The organism is Streptomyces sp. NPDC032721 (genome assembly GCF_055579625.1).
This window is the reverse complement of sequence record NZ_JBVIMX010000008.1, coordinates 283479-297121: the sequence shown is the minus strand read 5'-3', so window position 1 is coordinate 297121 and position 13643 is coordinate 283479. Positions and strand designations below refer to the sequence as shown.

Here is a 13643-nt window from a genome sequence, read left to right as displayed (position 1 = left end):
AAGAGGAAACACACGGAAAAAGGAAAACACGAAGGGAGGGGAGAGCACGAGGGGGGAGGGGGGGGGGGGGGAGGAAAAGGGGATTCCCCCCCCCCCCCCCCCCGCCCCGTTTCCGCGTCGCTCCCGCGTCAGCGCACGGCGACCGGTGAGGAGCCGCCCGGAACTGCGAGGCGGGGGGTGCCGGTGCCGTCCGCGGGCGCCGACCAGATGTCGCTCTTGCGCCCTTCCCTCCCCGGCAGCGCGTAGCCGATGGTCGCGTCGTCCAGCCAAGCGGCCTGATCGTCGACGCTGCGCTTCTCGGCCAGCGGGTGCTCGCGCAGGTCCGCCAGGTCCAGGACGTACATCCGCCAGGGCGCCTTGGGGTCGTCGGAGACCTTCTTCTTGAAGGCGAGGCGGGTGTTGTCCGGTGACAGCGAGGGGCATTCGGCGTTCTTGCGCAGCGCCTTGGCCGACCACTTCCGCAGGTCGCCCTCGACGAGGTAGGTGCTGCCCTTGGACGAGACGGTGGCGTAGAAGCGGTTGTCGTCCTTGGCGAAGGTCACGCCCCAGTAGTTGACGTCGGGGGCGTGGTAGCGGGCCCCGTCGATGGTCAGCGGGATCCCCTCGATCGACTTGACCAGGTTGCCGGTGCGCAGGTCCAGGATCGACGTACGGGTGGAGAAGGCCGAGGTGGCGTACGAGTCGCCGGTCGCGAACGTCGTCCAGGACAGGAGCTGCCCGGAGGCGGACACCCGGGCCCGGTTGGGGATTCCCGGCACGATCACCCGGCGCACCTCGCGCAGTTGCCGGTCGAGTACGAGGGCCTGGCTGCGGGCGGGCACCCCGGGCAGTTTGCGCAGGCACAGCGCGCGCTGGCCGGACGCGTAGAACCGGTCGCAGGAGGGTCCGCCGTTCACCCGGGGCGCCTCGCGGCCGGGCTGCCTGGCCACCCGTCCGGTGGCCGCGTCGCGGAAGTAGAGCCCGGGTTCGGCGAGGGTGAACGAGGCGTCCGCCGGGGCCTGCTGGGTCGGTGCGTCGCGCTGCCGTGCGTGGAGTACGTAGCCCAGGGAGCCGCCCCCGAGGAGGAGTACGGCCGCGACGACGAGGACGAGTCGGAGCTGCCGGTGTCGCGATGTCATGACGCCTCCGGGACGGGAACGGACGAGGGCGGGGTCGGGGACGGCGAGGAGGGAGTGGAGGGCCGGGCGGGCAGCACGCGCCAGGCGGCGGCCAGCGCCAGACCCAGCGCACAGGCCGCCACCCACAGGGCGGGACCGTCCCCCCAGAACGTCCAGGCAGCCCCGAACCCGGCGGCACCGACGAGCCGGGCCAGCGCCTGGCCGGTCTGCAGAATCGCGAACCCGCTCGCCCGTCCGTGCGCGGGCAGCACGGGTCCGGCGAGCGCCATCAGGACACCGTCCGTGGCGGCATAGAAGATCCCCAGCAGCGCCAGGACGACCACGAGGGTGGCCCAGGAGACGGGGGCGAGCAGCACGGCGTACGCACCGAGCAGGGCGACGTGCCCGCACAGGAACGGCACCCGGCGCCCGGTCCGGTCGGCGATCCGCCCCGCCGGAACGGCGAGCAGCAGATACCCGGCGGCGGCCCCGAGCGGCAGCAGTGGGAAGAGCGTGGGCGGGAGGTCGAGGGACCGCTGGAGCAGCAGATAGAGAAAGGCGTCACCGATGGTGGCGGCCCCGAGAAGGGAAGCCGCGTAGAGGATGCGCCGGAAGGCGGGGTCGCGAAGGGGGCGGTGCTTGGGGGGAGTTGAGAGGGAGGAGGCCCGGGCGGCGTGGGCCCGGGAGACGTCCGGTCCGGCGGCGTTCGGGCCGGCGGCAGCCTTCGCCCCAGCCGCGTCCGGCCGGACAGCCTTGGGCCCGGCGACCTTCGGCCCGGCAGCGGTCCGCCCAGCACCCCCCGCCCCAGCCGCGTTCGGGACGTACAGGACGAGCAGCAGTACCCCGAGCAGGCCGACCGAGAAGCTCACGACGAATACCGCGTCGTAGGCGTCGGCCGTCGCCCACAGCACCGCGAACGCGACGAGCGGGCCCAGGAGGGCGCCCGTGGTGTCCATGGCGCGGTGCACGCCGAAGGAGCGGCCCAGGGTTTCCGGCGGGCCACTCAGGGAGATCATGGCGTCGCGCGGTGCGGTGCGGATGCCCTTGCCGAGGCGGTCGGCGGCGAGCGAGGCGGCGATTCCCCCGGCGGCGCCGCCTGCGAGCAGCAGGCCGAGCCGGGAGAGGGCGGAGAGCAGATAGCCGGCCCCCGCGACCGTCTTGTGCCGTCCTCCCCGGTCGGCGAGCCGCCCGCCGAGCAGTCTGACGAGCGCGGTCGCGCCGTTGAACAGGCCGTCCAGGAAGCCGAATTGGAGTGGGGAGAGGCCGAGGCCAAGGACCAGGTAGAGCGGCAGCACCGCCGTGACCATCTCGGAGGAGACGTCCGTGACGAGGCTGACCGCGCCGAGCGCGATGACGGTGCCGGGGACGCGCCGCCGCACCTTTGAGGGGTGCGGCGACGTGTCCGGGCGGCCGTTGGTGGCCAGGTACATCAGTGGCAGCTGTACTTCGGGCTGGTGTCCTTCACCTGTCCGTCGGTGTCGACGTACGTCCAGCTGTAGCCGTTGTCCGTGAAGTCCATCTTCAGTACGCCGTAGGGGCCGCTGATGCGCTTCTGGCTGTTGGGCTGGACCTCCTCGATGGCGTACGGCTCGGCGCCGCCCATGCCGCCGACGATCTCGACGATGCCGTCGGAGACCGCCTTGCCGTCGGCGTTCTGCGGGGCGAACCGCTCGTAGTGGTGGTCGTGGCCGCCGAGGACGAGGTCGGCCTTGGCGCCGTAGAGGAGCTTCCACACCGGCTTGGAGACGGGCTGGTTGCCGTGTCCGCCGGAGGAGTAGAGGGGGTGGTGGAAGTAGGCGGCGATGCACTTCTTGCTGTTCGCCGCGAGGTCGGCCTTGAGCCAGTTGATCTGCTCGGCCTTGTCGAAGGAGTTGGAGTCGAGGGCGATGAAGTGCCAGTTGCCCTCGTTGTAGCTGTAGTAGCTCTTGCCCTGCGGGTAGGCGATGGAGCCGAAGTACGACTTGTATCCGGCGAGGGGGCCGGCCGGGTCGTAGGTCTCGTGGTTGCCGGGGACCGGGCGGGTCTTGCTCTTGAAGGCGCCCCAGGTCTTGTCGTAGTACTTCTTGAAGTCGGAGAGCAGGGCGTCGTCGTACTGGTTGTCGCCCATGGTCAGGTAGAACTTCGGGTTGATCTGCTGGGCGAGCTTCGCCGTCTTGGGGTGGGCGCACTTGCTGTCGGACGCGGTGCACTGGGCGGCGATGTCACCGGCCGCGACCACGGTGAAGGCGCCGGTGGGGGGCGGTCCGTCGTCGACGGCGCCGTACACCTCGGCCTCGAAGAGCGAGTAGCCGTACGAGGTGCCGCGCGCGGTGCCGTACACGCGCAGGTACCTGCCCTTGCCGGTGAGGCCGGTCAGGTCGTCGGTGCCGCCGTTGCCGGCCGTTTCCTGGGCGATCGGGGTCCATGTCACCCCGTCCGCCGACATCTCGACGCGGTACGCCTTGGCGTAGGCGTCCTCCCAGGTCAGCTTGACGCGGGAGACGGTGGCGGTGGCTCCGAGGTCGACCCGGACCCACTGCGGGTCCACGCCCTCGTCGCTGGCCCAGCGGGTGGCGGGGTCGCCGTCGAAGGCGTTCTGGGCGCCGAGTGCGGAGGTCTCGGTGGAGGAGGCGGTGGCGGGCTTCCCGTTCGAGATGACCGGGTCGGCGGCGGCCTTGGCCCGTTCGGGCAGGGCGAGCAGCAGTCCGCCGACGAGCGCGAGCACGGCGGCGAAGGCGAGGAGGAGGGTGGAGGGTCTGTGGGGGGACTCGGCGGAACGAGCTGAGACGTTCAGGCGCATACCTGGACTCCCTGGCATGGGGGATGGCGAGAGCTGGACCTGGGTGGAGCTGCCGCGCCCCGGACGGGCGGGGGCGGGCGGATGGGGACGGCGGCCGGGTCAGAGCTCTCGCTGAGCGCGTCATGCCCACGGAAGAGGGGCACCGCGCCAAGCCGCCGTCAGGCGGATCAGTGGATCGGGGGATCAGTGGATCAGTGGATCAGTGGATCGGGGGATCGGGGGGTTCAGGGGATCACTACGGAGCGAGGTCCACCGGCAGTGCCTCCGCACCCCGTGCGGGTCATTCGCGGATCCGGTTCCGGATCCAGACGCCCGCCTCCTTGAGGATCGACGTGCCGGTCCACTTGTCGTCGGAGTCGCAGACGCCCTTCTTGAAGACGGCGCCGGAGCGGTGGTCGTCGGAGTAGTTCCAGTTGACCCAGGAGATCTTCTTGCGCTTCATGAGGTCGAGGTACTTCTGCGCCATGGCGAAGTCGTTGGCGCCCTCGCCCTTGTAGTCCTGGGTGCCGAACTCGGTGACGAAGACGGGCAGTTCGTCGGAGGCCCGGTCGAGGGTGTCCAGGTACTCCTGGTCGTGCGAGGCGGCGTAGAAGTGGAACGTGTACATGATGTTGGAGGCGCGTACCGGGTTCTTCACCACCTCGGACTCGTCCGACCCCTCGGAGACCCCGAAGGACGACCAGGCGCGGGTCCCGACCAGGACCACCGAGTCGGGGTCCTGCGCGCGGATGACCGGGATGATCTTCTCCGAGTACGACTTGATGCTGGACCAGCTGACGCCGGACGGCTCGTTGGCTATTTCGTAGAGCACGCCGGGGTGGTCCTTGTACTTCTTCGCCATGGCGGTGAAGAAGGTCTTGGCGCGCGCCAGGTTGAAGTGCGGGTCGCCCGGCTCCAGCATGTGCCAGTCGATGATCGCGTACATGCCGCGGGCGAGAGCCATGTCGACGAACTTCTGCGCGCGGGCGGTGAACTTGGCGGGGTCGTCCTCGTACCCCCCGTCCTGGACGTACGTGGAGACGCGCAGGACGTCCGCGCGCCAGTCGGTGGCGAGTGCGTCGACCGACTTGTTGGTCACGCACTTCGGGAACCACTGGGTTCCGTGGGTGCTCATCCCGTTGAGCTGGACGGGCTGCCCCGTGCCGTCGCAGAGCTGGGTGCCACAGACCTTCAGGGGGCCGTTGGCCGCCTTCGCCCCTGCGGGGGATGCCTGGGACCCGGCGGCGGACGCGGAGGTGCCGGCGGAGAGGGAGAGGAGAACGGCCGCGAGGGAAGCGGCAGCCATGGACATGACAGGACGGCGTGATCGATGCATCACGGGCTCCAGATGTGGGGTGGGGCGTGCGTTCCTGGCGTGAAAGCTAGGACCCCGCACTAGCGGCGTCAAGAGTGTTGGGAAACCTTCCTAACGATTAACCGGAACCCACGGAGATCCACCTGATCCCGGAATACTCCGGGCCAACAAAAGACGACCACCAACGCTCCCCCAGGCAAAGCCCCACAACCTGGCGCGGGCGAGACACGAAGGCCCACCACCACCGCGCCCCCACCCGACCGCAACACACAGCCCTAGCCGGTCACGCCACACACCCCGACCCGGCGCCGCGCGCCCACCCACCCGCCCCGTTCAGTCGCCCGCGCACCCGCCCTCGACGGTCGTCGCGCACCCTCGCGGGCCCGGTTCAGTCGTCGGCACCTACTCTGGCGATCATGTGGATCGACAAGGTCACCGGCATCCTCCGCGAGGAAGCGGGCTCCGGGGCCTGGCGGAACGGCGGCGTCCGGCTCCGCCGCGACCCGGCGTCCGCCGATCCCGCCACCCTGCGCGGCGCCGCCCTCACCAAGTTCCTCTCGCCCGCCGCACGCGCCCACGTCGACGCGTCCCGGCCGCGTTTCGCGCACCTCGGTCCCGGCGCCAAGTGCCCGGGCATCGACGATCCCCGACTCGCCGAGGGCGCACTCGACTTCCTCCTCCACCGCTCCCTCCCGTGGGACCCCTACCGGCCGTCCGACGACCGCGGCGGACTCCTCTCCGCCGCCGGCCCCCGGTGCTGGGAAGCCGTACGCGAACCGCTCCTGCCATCCGCCACCGCGCACCCGAAGGGCTGATATGCCTCCCCACCACGAAACCGACCCGGCACCCGTCCTCGTACGGACCGAGGGCCGCGCCGGACACCTCGTCCTCAACCGGCCCCGCGCCCTCAACTCCCTCACCCACCCCATGGTCCGCACCCTCGACGCCACCCTGGCCGCCTGGGAGCGCGACCCCGCGATCGACACCGTCGTCATCTCCGGCGCGGGCGGGCGCGGTCTGTGCGCGGGCGGTGACATCCGGGCCATCCACGACGACGCCCGCGACGGCGACGGGCGGGCCACCGAGGCGTTCTGGTGGGACGAGTACCGGCTGAACGCGCGCATCGCCCGCTTCCCGAAGCCGTACGTCGCCCTGATGGACGGCATCGTGATGGGCGGCGGCGTCGGCGTGAGCGCGCACGGCAGCGTCCGCATCGTCACCGAGCGCTCCCGGGTCGCCATGCCGGAGACCGGCATCGGCTTCGTGCCGGATGTCGGCGGTACGTACCTCCTCGCCCGGGCCCCCGGCGAGCTGGGCACCTATCTGGCGCTGACCGGCACGGCCCTGGGCGCCGCCGACGCCCTGCTGTGCGGGCTCGCCGACCGCTTCGTACCGTCGGAGCACCTGCCCGCGCTGAGCGCCGACCTGGCCTCGCTGCCCGCCGGGGAGGCCGTACGGCGTTACGCCACCGAGCCCCCGCGCGGTGAAGGCGGACTGGCGGGCGCCCGCGCGTGGATCGACGCCTGCTTCTCGGCGGGGACGGCGGAGGAGATCGTGGACCGGCTCTCCGCCACCGGGCTCCAGGCCGCGAAGGAGGCCGCCGAGACGCTCCTCGCCAAGTCGCCCACCTCGGTGAAGGTGACCCTGGAAGCGGTGCGGCGGGCGCGTGAACTCGGCTCCCTGGAGCAGGTGTTGACGCAGGAGTACCGGGTGTCCTGCGCGGCGCTGCGCGGCCCCGACCTGGTGGAGGGCGTACGCGCGCAGATCATCGACAAGGACCGCGATCCGCGCTGGTCAACGGAGACGCTCGGTGCGGTGTCCGCCGGGTCCGTGGCCGGTTTCTTCGACCCCCGCGAAGAGGGGGACCTCTCCTTCGACGGCCTCCCCTGCGAGGGCCTCTCCTCCGAGGGCCTCGCCTCCGCCGACGGCGAGCAGGGACGTCTCCCGTAGCAGGCCGATGAAGGCCCGGGCGGCGGGGCCCGCGGGTCCCGCCGTCGGCCAGACCAGGCCGATCCGGCCGCGCGCCCGGGGTTCGGTGATCTCCAGGGCGCGCAGGCCGTACGCCCGGAGCATGCCGTCCGGGATCTCCGGCAGCACCGCCACCCCGAGACCGCGCGCGGCCAGCTGCACCAGGACCAGCGGAGCCGCCGCCTCGAAGGCGACCCGCGGGCGGAAACCGGCCTCGGCGCAGCAGCGTTCGAGCACGCCCCGCATCCCGGTGCCGCGCGGCAGGCTGATCAGCGGCAGCTCGCGCAGCTCGGCCAGGACCACGGAGGTCCGAGGCGGAGCGTCGCCTGCCCCCGCCGCCAGCGGATGCCCCTCCTGGACCACCGCCGTCATCGGTTCGTCGACCACCACCTGTACGGAGACCCCGGGCGGGGCGTCCTCCGCCAGGCCGACCAGGGCGACGTCCAGTTCGCCGCGGCGCAGCGCCGCGAGCATCCGCTCGGAGCTGTCCTCGGTGAGGGAGATCTCCACCTCGGGGTGGGCGTCGTGGAAGTCCGCCAGCACGGACGCCACGTCGAACTCGTTCTGCGGGGCCCCGGAGACCAGGCCGAACCTGACCCGGCCGCGCAGCAGTCCGGTGAACTCGTCGGCGGTGTGCCGGACCGCGTCGGCGGCGGCGAGCGCCGCCCTGGCGTAGGGCAGCACGGCCTCACCCGCCTCGGTGGTGGTCACCGTACGGCCGGTGCGGTCCAGCAGGCGCTGGCCGAGTTCCCGTTCGAGCCGGCGGATCTGGGCGCTCACACCGGGCTGGGCCAGATGGAGCCGGGCCGCGGCGCGGGTGAAGTTGGCTTCCTCCACGACCGTGACGAAGTACTGAAGCTGCCGGAGTTCCATAACCGATCATGCTAAGCGCGAGAAGAACTGGCTCTTGGACTTATGGCGCGACCGCCAACACCCTTGAGGGCATGGGGAATGCGAAGAGCACGACGGCTACGGGCAAGAGCTCCGGCAGGAGCACCGATACGCAGATCAGGGCGGCCGTCGCGGCCGAGCGGCGCGACCTGGCGGACCTGCTGGACGCGCTGCCCGCCGAGCGCTGGGACGATGCGACCCTGTGCGCGGGCTGGCGGGTACGGGAGGTGGCCGCCCATCTCTCCTTCGGGTTCCGCCACCCGCTGCCCAAGGTCCTCAAGGAGCTGGTGCGGGCACGGGGCAGCCTGCACCGGATGACCGACCGGGTCGCCCGCCGCGAGGCGGCACTCCTGTCCACGCACGAGATGACGGCGGCCCTGCGCGAGAACGCGCACCACCCCTGGACCCCGCCCGTCGGCGGCTTCGCCGCGGCCCTCGGCCACGACGTGGTGCACGGCCTGGACATCGCGATCCCGCTGGGGCTGGAGCGCCGGGTGCCCGAGGACCGGCTGCGCATCGTGCTCGGCACGGCGAGCCCCCGGGGCACCAGGTTCTTCGGGGCCGACCTGGACGGCGTACGGCTCCAGGCGGACGATCTGGACTGGTCGTACGGCACGGGGAGCCCGGTGACCGGGGCCGCGCAGGACCTCGTGGTGCTGCTGTTCGGGCGGAAAGTGCCGCCGGGGCGGCTGCGCGGCGAGGCGAGTGCCCGGTTCACCCTGACGTGATCGGCTCACCCCGCCGTGACCGGCACGGGGCAGGACACCGCCCCCGGACCGGCGTGTCTCCGCCTCCAGCGGGTACCCGCACAGCGCAGGCGCCCTCCGGACGGCCGGACGGCGCGCACGGGACGGCAGCGGAGGCGGGGCAGGGACATGGCGGTGGAGAAGCGGAGCGTGCTGGTGCTGGACTGCGCGGAGGCGGAGGAGCTCGCGGACTTCTACGCCAGGCTCTTCGACGCGGAGACACGCCGGGGCGAGGACATGGATTTCGTCGAGATCGTCGGGCACGACGGGGTGCACCTCGCGATCCGCCGCGACCACGGCTACGCGCCGCCGAGCTGGCCGCGCCCCGACGACTCCCAGCAGGCACACCTGCGGATCCTGGTCGCGCAGGCCGACATGGACGAGGCCGAACGCGAGGTGATCAGCCTGGGGGCGCGCCCGCTGGAGACCCAGAACAACTCCGTGGGCACCCGCGACATCCGCCGCTACTCCGACCCGGCCGGTCACCCGTTCTCCCTCGTGGCCACCCCGATCGGCCGCGACGAGGAGCAGCCGCCCAGCGAACTCCGGCTCGCCTGAGGGCAGTTCCTTCCGACATTTCCACCGCTGTCCGCATCCCCGGGACCGGCCACGGGGTTACGCGCCGGTAGGGCATCCGGGTGGAGGGATCAAGGCAGGTCAGGAGAGGTTAAGGTCACAGCGATTACCCCTGCTGCACCTTTGGCGGACTGGCCTAGCATCTGAGCATGACGGTCCTGCCTGACGACGGGCTCTCCCTGGCCGCCGAGTTCCCTGATGCGACCCATGAGCAGTGGCAGCGCCTGGTGGAAGGCGTGCTGCGCAAATCGGGTAAAAACGTCACGGGAGCTGCGGCCGAAGACGCCCTCTCCACCTCCCTCGACGACGGGCTGACGACGCGCCCGCTGTACACATCCGACAACACGGCCGGCCACACCGGTGCTTCCCCGGACGGTCCCGGGCTGCCCGGTTTCGCCCCGTTCACCCGGGGTTCCTCCCCCGCGGGGGCGACGGCGGGCGGCGGCTGGGACGTACGGCAGCGGCACGAGCGGCCCGATCCCGCGCTCGCCAACGAAGCCGTACTGGCCGACCTGGAGAACGGGGTGTCCTCGCTGTGGCTCGCGGTCGGCGGCACGGGACTTCCCGTGTCCGGCCTGGAGCAGGCACTGGCCGGGGTCTATCTCGACCTGGCCGCCGTGGCGCTGGACGCGGGCGCCGATGCCGACGCCGCGGCCCGGGAGTTGCTCCGGCTGTACGAGGCCCGGGGCGTGGCTGCCGAGGACGCCCGGGGCAACCTGGGCGCCGACCCGCTGGGACACGCCGCCCGGACCGGCTCCCACGACCCGGCGCTCGACGCGTCGGCCGCCGAGCTCGCCAGGCTGACCGCCCGTCAGTACCCGGGCCTGCGCGCCCTGGTGGTGGACGCACTGCCGTACCACGAGGCGGGCGGCTCGGCCGCGCAGGAGCTCGGCTGTTCGCTGGCGACCGGTGTCGCGTACCTCCGCACCCTCACGGATGCCGGTCTGGACCTCGACGCGGCCCTGGGCCAGGTCGAGTTCCGGTACGCGGCCACCGCCGACCAGTTCCTCACCATCGCCAAGCTGCGCGCGGCGCGCCGGCTGTGGGCGCGGGTCGCCGAGGCCTGCGGGGCCCCGGGCTCCGGTGCGCAGCGGCAGCACGCGGTGACGTCGTCGGTGATGATGACGCGCCGCGACCCGTGGGTGAACATGCTGCGTACCACGATCGCCTGCATGGCGGCCGGGGTGGGCGGTGCGGACGCGGTGACGGTGCTCCCGTTCGACCAGGCGATCGGCCTTCCCGACGCCTTCGCGCGGCGTATCGCCCGTAACACCTCCACCATCCTCGTCGAGGAGTCCCACCTGTCCCGGGTGGTCGACCCGGCGGGCGGCTCCTGGTACGTGGAGCAGCTGACGGACGAGCTGGCGGCGGCGGCCTGGGAGTGGTTCCAGGAGATCGAGAAGGCGGGCGGGCAGGCCGAGGCGCTGCGGTCGGGACTCGTCGGCGAGCGGATCGCCGCGACCTGGGAGCGCCGGAGCAAGGCGCTCGCCAAGCGGCGCGAACCCATCACCGGTGTCAGCGAGTTCCCGCAGCTCGCCGAGCGTGCCGTCGACCGCGACCCGGCGCCGCTGCGGCCTTCGGGGGGACTGCCCCGGGTGCGCCGCGACGAGGCGTACGAGGCGCTGCGCGCCCGCTCGGACGCGCACCTGGCCGCGACCGGCGCACGGCCCTCGGTGTTCCTGGCGGCGCTCGGCCCGGCCTCCGCGCACACCGGGCGGGTCACCTTCGCCGCGAACCTGTTCCAGGCGGGCGGCATCGCCCCGCTGCACGACCCGGTGACGGTGGACGCGGACACCGTGGCCGCCGCGTTCACCGCGAGCGGCGCCCCGGTCGCCTGTGTCTGTTCCAGCGACGCGCTCTACGCCGAGCAGGCGGCGGCCGTCGCCTCGGCGCTCAAGGAGGCGGGCGCGCGGACGGTGTTCCTGGCGGGCCGTCCCGGGGAAGCCGAAGAGACGTACCGGAGTGCCGGCGTGGACGAGTTCGTCTTCGCGGGCTCGGACGCGGTGGCGACTCTCACCTCCGTCCTCGACCGTATGGAAGTGAAGTGATGGGCAGCCCCATGAAATCCGCAGGCGCCGCCGGGATTCCCGACTTCTCGCAGATCGAGCTGGGTACGACGGCGGCCGGCGGCTCCGAGGAGCAGTGGCAGGAGTCCGTCAAGGAGTCGACCGGCCGCAGCGTCGAGGACCTGGTCTGGGACACCCCCGAGGGCATCCCGGTCAAGCCGCTGTACACCGGCAGGGACACCGAGGGCCTGGACTTCCTCGGCACGTACCCGGGCGTCGCCCCGTACCTTCGTGGCCCGTACCCGACGATGTACGTCAACCAGCCGTGGACGATCCGCCAGTACGCGGGCTTCTCGACGGCCGAGGAGTCCAACGCCTTCTACCGGCGCAACCTCGCGGCCGGTCAGAAGGGCCTGTCGGTCGCCTTCGACCTGCCGACGCACCGGGGTTACGACAGTGACCACCCGCGCGTCACCGGCGACGTCGGCATGGCGGGCGTGGCGATCGACTCGATCTACGACATGCGGCAGCTCTTCGACGGCATTCCGCTGGACCGGATGTCGGTGTCGATGACGATGAACGGTGCGGTGCTTCCGGTGCTCGCCCTGTACATCGTGGCGGCGGAGGAGCAGGGCGTACCGCCGGAGAAGCTGGCCGGGACCATTCAGAACGACATTCTGAAGGAGTTCATGGTCCGCAACACCTACATCTATCCGCCGAAGCCCTCGATGCGGATCATCTCCGACATCTTCGCGTACACCTCGCAGAAGATGCCGCGCTACAACTCCATCTCGATCTCCGGGTATCACATCCAGGAGGCCGGTGCTACGGCCGATCTGGAGCTGGCGTACACCCTCGCTGACGGGGTCGAGTATCTGCGGGCCGGGCTCGAAGTCGGCCTGGACGTGGACGCGTTCGCGCCGCGCCTGTCCTTCTTCTGGGCGATCGGCATGAACTTCTTCATGGAGGTCGCCAAGCTGCGGGCGGCCCGGCTGCTGTGGGCGAAGCTGGTCAAGCAGTTCGACCCGAAGAACCCCAAGTCCCTTTCGCTGCGCACCCATTCGCAGACCTCGGGCTGGTCGCTGACCGCGCAGGACGTGTTCAACAACGTGCCGCGCACCTGCATCGAGGCGATGGCGGCGACCCAGGGCCACACGCAGTCGCTGCACACCAACGCCCTCGACGAGGCCCTCGCGCTGCCCACCGACTTCTCGGCGCGCATCGCCCGCAACACCCAGCTGCTGCTCCAGCAGGAGTCGGGCACCGGCCGGGTCATCGACCCGTGGGGCGGCAGTGCGTACGTCGAGAAGCTGACGCACGACCTGGCCCGGCGTGCCTGGCAGCACATCGAGGAGGTGGAGGCGGCCGGCGGCATGGCGAAGGCGATCGACGCGGGCATCCCCAAGCTCCGTATCGAGGAGGCCGCGGCCCGCACCCAGGCGCGGATCGACTCCGGCCGTCAGCCGGTCATCGGCGTCAACAAGTACCGGGTGGAGACCGACGAGGAGATCGACGTCCTCAAGGTCGACAACTCGTCGGTGCGCGCGCAGCAGATCGCCAAGCTGAAGCGGCTGCGCGCGGAGCGCGACGAGACGGCCTGCCAGGACGCGCTGCGGGCGCTCACCGAGTCGGCCGAGCGGGGCTCCTCGCAGGGCCTCGACGACAATCTCCTGGCGCTGGCCGTGAACGCCGCCCGCGCCAAGGCGACCGTCGGTGAGATCTCGGACGCGCTGGAGAAGGTGTACGGGCGGCACGCGGGCCAGATCCGTACGATCGCCGGTGTGTACCGCAACGAGGCAGGAGAGTCCCCTTCCGTGGAGCGCACCCGCGCGCTGGTCGACGCCTTCGAGGAGGCGGAGGGCCGCCGTCCGCGCATCCTGGTCGCCAAGATGGGTCAGGACGGGCACGACCGGGGCCAGAAGGTGATCGCCACCGCCTTCGCCGACCTGGGCTTCGACGTGGACGTCGGCCCGCTGTTCCAGACCCCGGCGGAGGTGGCGCGGCAGGCCGTCGAGGCGGACGTGCACATCGTCGGCGTCTCCTCCCTGGCGGCCGGGCACCTCACCCTGGTCCCGGCGCTGCGGGAGGAACTGGCGGCGGAGGGCCGCGAGGACGTGATGATCGTCGTCGGCGGGGTGATCCCGCCGCAGGACATCCCCGCCCTGCACGAGGCGGGCGCCACCGCGGTCTTCCCGCCCGGCACGGTGATCCCGGACGCGGCGTACGACCTGGTGACGCGGCTCGCCGCCGACCTGGGACACGAGCTGACGACGAGCGAGGACTGAC

General features: G+C 71.8%; 10 protein-coding genes and 1 pseudogene. 6 read left to right on the top strand and 5 right to left on the bottom strand.

The annotated features are described in order from the left end of the window. Window positions 1-128: 128 nt before the first annotated feature. The 4 genes from ACZ5PB_RS19150 to ACZ5PB_RS19135 all read right to left on the bottom strand — a co-directional run bounded on the left by ACZ5PB_RS19150 (window position 129) and on the right by ACZ5PB_RS19135 (window position 5191). Entirely contained in the window at window positions 129-1118 is a 990-nt protein-coding gene (locus tag ACZ5PB_RS19150; RefSeq protein ID WP_468692561.1) for a TolB-like translocation protein, read from the bottom strand. After that, window positions 1115-2527: an MFS transporter gene (locus ACZ5PB_RS19145; protein ID WP_468692559.1), complete on the bottom strand. Its 1413-nt coding sequence runs from the start codon at window positions 2525-2527 to the stop codon at window positions 1115-1117. The genes ACZ5PB_RS19150 and ACZ5PB_RS19145 overlap by 4 nt, the downstream gene beginning before the upstream one ends. Continuing rightward, window positions 2527-3876 carry a discoidin domain-containing protein gene (locus tag ACZ5PB_RS19140; RefSeq protein WP_468692557.1) on the bottom strand — a complete coding sequence of 450 codons (1350 nt, stop codon included), beginning with the start codon at window positions 3874-3876 and terminating at the stop codon, window positions 2527-2529. Before ACZ5PB_RS19140 ends, ACZ5PB_RS19145 begins: the two co-directional genes overlap by 1 nt. Window positions 3877-4156: 280 nt before the next feature. Further along, a complete protein-coding gene (locus tag ACZ5PB_RS19135; RefSeq protein WP_468692555.1) occupies window positions 4157-5191 on the bottom strand; it encodes a glycoside hydrolase family 5 protein in 1035 nt (344 codons plus the stop codon). A gap of 395 nt (window positions 5192-5586) precedes the next feature. Between ACZ5PB_RS19135 and ACZ5PB_RS19130 the strand changes: the two genes are divergently transcribed. Together ACZ5PB_RS19130 and ACZ5PB_RS19125 are read left to right on the top strand one after the other, a co-directional pair. Beyond that, window positions 5587-5985 (top strand): hypothetical protein, encoded by a 399-nt coding sequence (locus ACZ5PB_RS19130; protein ID WP_468692554.1) that lies wholly within the window; start codon window positions 5587-5589, stop codon window positions 5983-5985. Between the two features lies 1 nt (window position 5986). Next, window positions 5987-7120 carry an enoyl-CoA hydratase/isomerase family protein gene (locus tag ACZ5PB_RS19125; protein WP_468692552.1) on the top strand — a complete coding sequence of 378 codons (1134 nt, stop codon included), beginning with the start codon at window positions 5987-5989 and terminating at the stop codon, window positions 7118-7120. Here the strand turns inward: ACZ5PB_RS19125 and ACZ5PB_RS19120 are convergent. After that, a pseudogene (locus tag ACZ5PB_RS19120) lies at window positions 7112-8011 on the bottom strand (LysR family transcriptional regulator); the annotation flags it as partial. The gene ACZ5PB_RS19125 and the pseudogene ACZ5PB_RS19120 overlap by 9 nt on opposite strands. A gap of 71 nt (window positions 8012-8082) precedes the next feature. On the opposite strand from ACZ5PB_RS19120, the gene ACZ5PB_RS19115 reads away from it, so the two are divergent. The 4 genes from ACZ5PB_RS19115 (at window position 8083) to scpA (ending at window position 13642) form a co-directional block, all read left to right on the top strand. Continuing rightward, entirely contained in the window at window positions 8083-8757 is a 675-nt protein-coding gene (locus ACZ5PB_RS19115) for a maleylpyruvate isomerase family mycothiol-dependent enzyme (protein WP_468692550.1), read from the top strand. Between the two features lie 147 nt (window positions 8758-8904). Continuing rightward, window positions 8905-9333 carry a VOC family protein gene (locus ACZ5PB_RS19110; protein ID WP_468692549.1) on the top strand — a complete coding sequence of 143 codons (429 nt, stop codon included), beginning with the start codon at window positions 8905-8907 and terminating at the stop codon, window positions 9331-9333. A gap of 167 nt (window positions 9334-9500) precedes the next feature. Next, entirely contained in the window at window positions 9501-11399 is a 1899-nt protein-coding gene (gene mutA / locus ACZ5PB_RS19105) for a methylmalonyl-CoA mutase small subunit (RefSeq protein WP_468692548.1), read from the top strand. Window positions 11400-11410: 11 nt separating this feature from the next. Further along, on the top strand, window positions 11411-13642 hold the full coding sequence (scpA, locus tag ACZ5PB_RS19100; protein ID WP_468692546.1) for a methylmalonyl-CoA mutase: 2232 nt from the start codon (window positions 11411-11413) through the stop codon (window positions 13640-13642). Window position 13643: the final 1 nt, after the last annotated feature.

What these genes read in the sequence shown, in the direction of transcription:
- ACZ5PB_RS19110 (WP_468692549.1), top strand. Translation starts at nt 8,905, where the DNA reads ATGGCGGTGGAGAAGCGGAGCGTGCTGGTGCTGGACTGCGCGGAGGCG.
- ACZ5PB_RS19115 (WP_468692550.1), top strand. Translation starts at nt 8,083, where the DNA reads ATGGGGAATGCGAAGAGCACGACGGCTACGGGCAAGAGCTCCGGCAGG.
- ACZ5PB_RS19135 (WP_468692555.1), bottom strand. Translation starts at nt 5,191, where the DNA reads ATGCATCGATCACGCCGTCCTGTCATGTCCATGGCTGCCGCTTCCCTC.
- mutA (WP_468692548.1), top strand. Translation starts at nt 9,501, where the DNA reads ATGACGGTCCTGCCTGACGACGGGCTCTCCCTGGCCGCCGAGTTCCCT.
- ACZ5PB_RS19130 (WP_468692554.1), top strand. Translation starts at nt 5,587, where the DNA reads ATGTGGATCGACAAGGTCACCGGCATCCTCCGCGAGGAAGCGGGCTCC.
- ACZ5PB_RS19145 (WP_468692559.1), bottom strand. Translation starts at nt 2,527, where the DNA reads ATGTACCTGGCCACCAACGGCCGCCCGGACACGTCGCCGCACCCCTCA.
- ACZ5PB_RS19150 (WP_468692561.1), bottom strand. Translation starts at nt 1,118, where the DNA reads ATGACATCGCGACACCGGCAGCTCCGACTCGTCCTCGTCGTCGCGGCC.
- ACZ5PB_RS19125 (WP_468692552.1), top strand. Translation starts at nt 5,987, where the DNA reads ATGCCTCCCCACCACGAAACCGACCCGGCACCCGTCCTCGTACGGACC.
- ACZ5PB_RS19140 (WP_468692557.1), bottom strand. Translation starts at nt 3,876, where the DNA reads ATGCGCCTGAACGTCTCAGCTCGTTCCGCCGAGTCCCCCCACAGACCC.
- scpA (WP_468692546.1), top strand. Translation starts at nt 11,411, where the DNA reads ATGAAATCCGCAGGCGCCGCCGGGATTCCCGACTTCTCGCAGATCGAG.